General features: G+C 56.3%; 6 protein-coding genes. 4 read left to right on the forward strand and 2 right to left on the reverse strand.

What is annotated here, in order from left to right:
• From B5G34_RS18005 to B5G34_RS18015, 3 genes are all read left to right on the forward strand, one after another.
• Positions 1–602 (forward strand): amidoligase family protein (locus B5G34_RS18005; RefSeq protein ID WP_140397301.1); only part of this gene is annotated, 602 nt, incomplete at its 5' end.
• Entirely contained in the window at positions 602–1,510 is a 909-nt protein-coding gene (locus tag B5G34_RS18010) for a class II glutamine amidotransferase (RefSeq protein ID WP_087340644.1), read from the forward strand. The genes B5G34_RS18005 and B5G34_RS18010, both read left to right, overlap by 1 nt.
• 168 nt (positions 1,511–1,678) lie before the next feature.
• Entirely contained in the window at positions 1,679–2,887 is a 1,209-nt protein-coding gene (locus tag B5G34_RS18015) for an ATP-binding protein (RefSeq protein ID WP_087340646.1), read from the forward strand.
• Positions 2,888–2,911: 24 nt separating this feature from the next.
• Here the strand turns inward: B5G34_RS18015 and B5G34_RS18020 are convergent, their stop codons facing one another.
• Complete coding sequence (locus B5G34_RS18020; RefSeq protein ID WP_087340648.1) at positions 2,912–3,157, reverse strand: hypothetical protein; 246 nt, start codon at positions 3,155–3,157, stop codon at positions 2,912–2,914.
• Positions 3,158–3,161: 4 nt separating this feature from the next.
• Positions 3,162–4,409, reverse strand: a complete 1,248-nt coding sequence (dinB, locus tag B5G34_RS18025) for a DNA polymerase IV (RefSeq protein ID WP_087340650.1) — start codon at positions 4,407–4,409, stop codon at positions 3,162–3,164.
• Between the two features lie 153 nt (positions 4,410–4,562).
• Between dinB and B5G34_RS18030 the strand changes: the two genes are divergently transcribed.
• Entirely contained in the window at positions 4,563–5,132 is a 570-nt protein-coding gene (locus tag B5G34_RS18030; protein WP_087340652.1) for an SOS response-associated peptidase, read from the forward strand.
• The last annotated feature ends 317 nt before the right edge of the window (positions 5,133–5,449 follow it).

Below are 5,449 nucleotides of genomic sequence, written 5' to 3' on the forward strand. Positions count from 1 at the left end.
TGGAGCTGGTGACCCACCCCCTGTCCCTGGACTGGCAGCTCCACACCATGCCCTGGGATATGATCTGTAAGAAAGCCCTGGCTCTGGGCTACCGCAGCCATCGGGCAAATACCTGCGGCCTCCACATTCATGTAAGCCGCTCTGCTTTCGGGAACACCCAGCAGGAGCAGGATCAGGCCATTGCCCGGGTGCTCTACTTCTTCGAGAAACACTGGGAAGAGCTGCTGAAGTTCAGCCGCCGCACCCAGCGGCAGCTGGAGCGCTGGGCCGCTCGATACGGTTACAAGGAGCACCCCATGGACATTCTGGACTTCGCCAAGAAGGGCTACCACGGGGGTCGGTATACCTGCGTCAATCTGCAAAACCCGGACACGGTGGAGTTCCGGATGTTCCGGGGTACCCTGAAGACCAATACCATTCTGGCTACACTGCAGCTGGTGGACCAGATCTGCAGCTGTGCGGTCTGCCTCAACGATGTGGAGCTGAAGAGCCTGGCCTGGACCTCCTTTGTGTCCGGGTGTCAGCAGCCGGAGCTTATCCAGTATTTGAAGGAACGGCGGCTCTATGTGAATGAGCCGGTAGAAAGCGAGGAGGAAGCCTGATGTGCTGTTTGTTTGGAATCATGGACAACAACGGAAGTCTCACCGGTAAGCAGAGGACCAAACTTATCCGGGCACTGGCAGTGGAGAGTGAGGCCCGGGGAACAGACGCCGCCGGCATCGCCTACAACAGCGGCGGCAGACTCCAGATCTGCAAAGGCCCCGGTCCCGCTCGCAAGCACCGCTTCTTCGTGCCAGGGGATGCCAGAGTAGTGATGGGACATACCCGAATGACCACTCAGGGGGACGCGAAATACCCCCAGAACAACCACCCCTTTGCCGGGAAAGTGGGCAGGCTGCACTTTGCCCTGGCCCATAACGGAGTTCTGTACAACGACAGGAGCCTCCGCAACAGCAGAAAGCTGCCCCAGACCCACATTCAGACGGACAGCTATGTGGCGGTACAGCTGCTGGAACAACAGGGAGCCCTCACACCGGACAGCCTGAGCGAGATGGCTGAGACGGTGGAGGGCTCCTTTGTGTTTACGGTGCTGGATCATAAGGACCGGCTGTACCTGGTGAAGGGGGACAACCCCCTGACCATCTGGCATTACCCACGGCTGGGGCTGTACGTCTACGCCTCCACTCTGGCCATCCTGCGGCAGGCGGTGAACCGCACCTGGCTGGCTGGGGAGCCGTTCCGGGAGGTGCCGGTCTCGGACGGAGAGATCCTGAGATGGGACAAGCATGGCCTGACTACGGCGGGACAGTTCACGATGACCTATCCTATCTATCGCCCATGGCATCCCTGCGCCCGCTCGTATCGGCCTGACCGGAGCTATCTGCACACGCTGAAGAACATAGCCTCGGCTCTGGGCTATACGCCGGAGGACATCGATGAGCTGCTGGAGGCCGGGTATTCCACTGATGAGATCGAGGAGGAGCTGTACGATATGGCTCCGTGGCGGTAAGCTTGGCTTTGTGGGTGGGATAAGTGCGTATGGCGTACTTATCCCACCCATAAAGTCAAATTATTCTAATAGTTTTTGTGTTATAAATCCAAAAACTATTGAATGCTGAAAAGTATTTGGATATAATAACACTATCATACATATCATAATAAGAAGGAAGTGATCAAGATGAAACGCCTGGAGCGGAACAACTACCTGGAAAAACTGATGGCCTTTCGAGATAAGCACATCATTAAGATCATCACCGGAATCCGCAGGTGCGGAAAGTCTACCCTGATGGAGATCTATCAGGACGCTCTTCGCTCCCATGGGGTGGCAGAGGAACAGATTGTCGCCGTCAATTTTGAGGACTTCGATTTTCGCACCCTTCGTCAGCCGGAGCAGCTCCACGCCTATATCAAAGAGCGGATCACGCCGGGAAAGATGACCTATGTTTTTCTGGATGAGATCCAGCATGTGGAGCGCTGGCCCGAAGTCATAGACAGTCTGTTTCTTCGGAAAGAACTGGATCTGTATCTGACCGGTTCCAATGCCTACCTGCTCTCTAGCGAAATCGCCACTATGATCTCAGGGCGCTATGTGGAACTAAAAATGCTGCCGCTCTCCTTTGGCGAGTATGTTTCGGCTATGGATGACAGTCAGCCCCTTTCCCAGCTATACCGGTCCTATATCGAAACCACATCCTTTCCCTATGGCCTGGAGCTTCAGGGACAGCCCAAAGAGCTGCGGGACTATCTGGAGGGGATCTACAACACCGTAGTAGTAAAAGATCTGGTATCCCGCAAGAAGATCCCGGATGTGATGATGCTGGAAAGCGTGGCCCGCTTCCTGTTTGACGCCATCGGCAGTCCCCTCTCCACCAAAAAAATCGCGGACACCATGACCTCCTCCGGCCGTAAAATTGACGTGAAGACCGTGGAGAAATATGTGGATGCGCTGATGGAGAGCTTCATTATCTACCAGGCAAAACGGTATAACATCAAGGGAAAGCAATATCTCAAGACCCTGGAAAAGTATTATGTAGTGGATATGGGTCTGCGGTTTATGCTGCTGGGCAGCCGCTCCACAGATGTAGGTCATATGCTGGAGAATGTGATTTACCTGGAACTGCTGCGCAGAGGCTATGAGGTCTATGTGGGTAAAGTAGACAATCTGGAGGTTGACTTCGTGGCCATGGACGGGAAAGAGACCCGTTACTATCAGGTGGCGGCCACAGTGCGGGACCAGCAGACGCTGCAAAGGGAGTTGGCCTCTCTCCAGAAAATCAACGACCACTATCCCAAACGGATTCTGACTCTGGATGAAGATCCGGAGGCAGATTATGACGGCATCCGCCGCATCAATGCCCTGGAATGGTTGGTGGGCCGTACGGAATAATTTTTTGCAGCAATCCTGCCTATGCTACCGCTTGGCAGCCACAAACCAGCGGCCCTTTTCAAACCACAGATAGGATTCCTTTTCCTGAATGCGGCAGGTATAGCGATCTCCCACGCCACCCACACTCTGACAGGCTGCCCGGCGGACATCCAGGATCTTGTCTACCGGGTAGCGGTGTGCCTCGTCGAATTGGATCTCCAAAGGGCGCAGCTTGCCGTCGGCCTCAAACCGGACGATCACTGGTACATAGCGCTTTTCCCGTTCTTCCATTTGCTTACCCTCCAAAATAACCGACCGGATGTACGGTGTGATCGTCCTTGGGATTGATGGCCCCCAGCAGGGGGTCGGTGAACAGCCTGGCCCGCTGAATACTCCGGTAACCGTATCTCTGCCGAAGATGATCCACCGCCGCGTCGATCCGCTCCCACTTGTCTCGGCGGGTTTCCTCCGGATAAAGGGAGAGCTGGGTGCCCGCTGTGGCTTCCACCAGCCCGGCGCCCCGGACGCCGATACTGCGCAGGGGACGCACCCAGCGGTAGTTTTGGCGGAACAGGTCGCAGGCCGTCCGGGCGATCTCGTCGCTGGAGCAGGTGGGCACCTCCAGCTTCCGCTGCCGGCAGAAAGAGTTTAATTCTACGTCCCGGACATAGACCTCCACCACCGTGCATCGGCTGGCCAGCTCCCTCATCCGAGAAGCTACGCTCTCTGCCAGCAGAAGGAGCATCAGCTCCACGTCGCTGTCACAGGTCATGTCCCGGGGTGTGGTGGCACTGTTGCCCACCGACTTGATGTTGGGGATGTGGCTGCTTTTCTGAACAGGGGAGGGGTCTAGTCCCAGGGCAAAGGTCTGGAGCACCGTCCCCATCTTACCCAGCTTCCTGGTCAGGGTGTCCAGAGGAGCCTGGGCCAGCCGCCCGATGGTGCTGATGCCCAGCCCCCGCAGCTTCTTGCTGGTGGCTGGCCCCACATAGAGCAGATCCTCCACCGGCAGGGGGTAGACCACCTCCCGGTAGTTGTCCCGTTCAATGCGGGTGATGGCGTCCGGCTTTTTATAGTCGCTGCCCAGCTTGGCGGTGATTTTGTTGTCTGCCACCCCGATGCTGCAGGTGATGCCAAGCTCGAACTTCATCCGGTCACTGATTTCTCTGGCAATGGTCATGGGGGAGCCGAACATCCCTACGCTGCCGGTGACGTCCAGCCAGTTTTCATCCAGGCCGAAGGGCTCGATCTGGTCGGTGTAGTCCTCATAAATTTCCCGTGCCATCTGGCTGAAGCGGATATACTCCCCCATATCCGGAGGCAGGATCTCCAGATGGGGGCAGCGCTGCCTGGCCTGCCACACCGCCATACCGGTCTTGATGCCGTAAGGCTTGGCGATATAGTTGGCGGCCAGCACAATGCCGTGCCGCTCCTCCTGGCTGCCGCATACCGCCAGTGGCTTGTCCCGCAGCTCCGGGTGGCGCTGCATCTCCACCGAGGCGTAAAAACAATTTTGGTCCACGTGCAGAATGTGTCGGCCCATATCTATCACCTCTTGTTTATAGACTAGAACAAATGTTCTAAGATAGCAAGAGGGAATTTGTGGCGGGTATAAAGTCCATCTGATGGGACAGCAGTTCGTGGTATACTATCCCTTGTGTTAGAACATCAGTTTCGAGGGAATGAGGTGCAGGATATGTGTGGCCGCTATCAGTTTACCGCCGAGCAATGGGGCGAAATTCGGCAAATCGTCCAGGAGATCCAGCGGCGTTATGGGAACGATGCATGGCAGCCGGGAGAGATTAGGCCTACTGCCATGGCCCCTGTGCTGCTGGCTGGAGGACCGGAGCTGATGCGTTGGGGGTATCAGCTGCCCAACACGCTGGTCATCAATGCCCGGGCGGAGACCGCCGGGGAGAAGCCCTTGTTCCGGGAGAGCGTAGCCATGCGGCGGTGTGTTATTCCATCCACCGGCTTTTACGAATGGGATCGGGAAAAGAGAAAGCACCTGTTCCGTTTGCCTGGGGAACAGGTGCTCTATATGGCGGGGGTTTATGAGCTAAGGGAAGGGGAGAGGCGGTACTGCATTCTGACCACGGAAGCCAACCCTTCTATGGCTCCCATCCACCACCGGATGCCCCTGGTGCTTCGACGGGAGCAGGTGGAGTCATGGCTGCTGGAACCCAAGGCGGCATCTGTACTGCTCCACACTGTACCTCCGGAACTGGATGTAACGTCCGCTGAGGCACAGTTCAGTTTGTGGTAGACCCCGGGTATCGATGGCATCTGTCAGTCTGATCCCCGGAACTCATTTCATTCCGGCGAAATATTGCAGGAGGATGGTCCTGATAGTCTATCAGACATTGTTTCAGGCCGGAAATTGCAAGGGGACAGTCCCAATTACTATATTTTGATTCTTGTGTTCACAGTGAAAAGGATAAGGGCCGACCTTACTTTCAGCTCACAGTGAAAAGGTGAATACGCCGCCTGAAACGGTGCCCTTAGACCGCACGAATGGTGCACTCAGACCGCTGAAATGGTGCATGGTCACCGCAGTCATGGTGCATTGACAGGATGGCCACT

The sequence above is a fragment of the Flavonifractor sp. An82 genome (assembly GCF_002159265.1).
Lineage (GTDB): Bacteria > Bacillota > Clostridia > Oscillospirales > Oscillospiraceae > Flavonifractor.

Coding starts and splice junctions, on each gene's coding strand:
- B5G34_RS18020 (WP_087340648.1), bottom strand. CDS start 3,157: ATGGAAGAACGGGAAAAGCGCTATGTACCAGTGATCGTCCGGTTTGAG.
- B5G34_RS18010 (WP_087340644.1), top strand. CDS start 602: ATGTGCTGTTTGTTTGGAATCATGGACAACAACGGAAGTCTCACCGGT.
- dinB (WP_087340650.1), bottom strand. CDS start 4,409: ATGGGCCGACACATTCTGCACGTGGACCAAAATTGTTTTTACGCCTCG.
- B5G34_RS18030 (WP_087340652.1), top strand. CDS start 4,563: ATGTGTGGCCGCTATCAGTTTACCGCCGAGCAATGGGGCGAAATTCGG.
- B5G34_RS18015 (WP_087340646.1), top strand. CDS start 1,679: ATGAAACGCCTGGAGCGGAACAACTACCTGGAAAAACTGATGGCCTTT.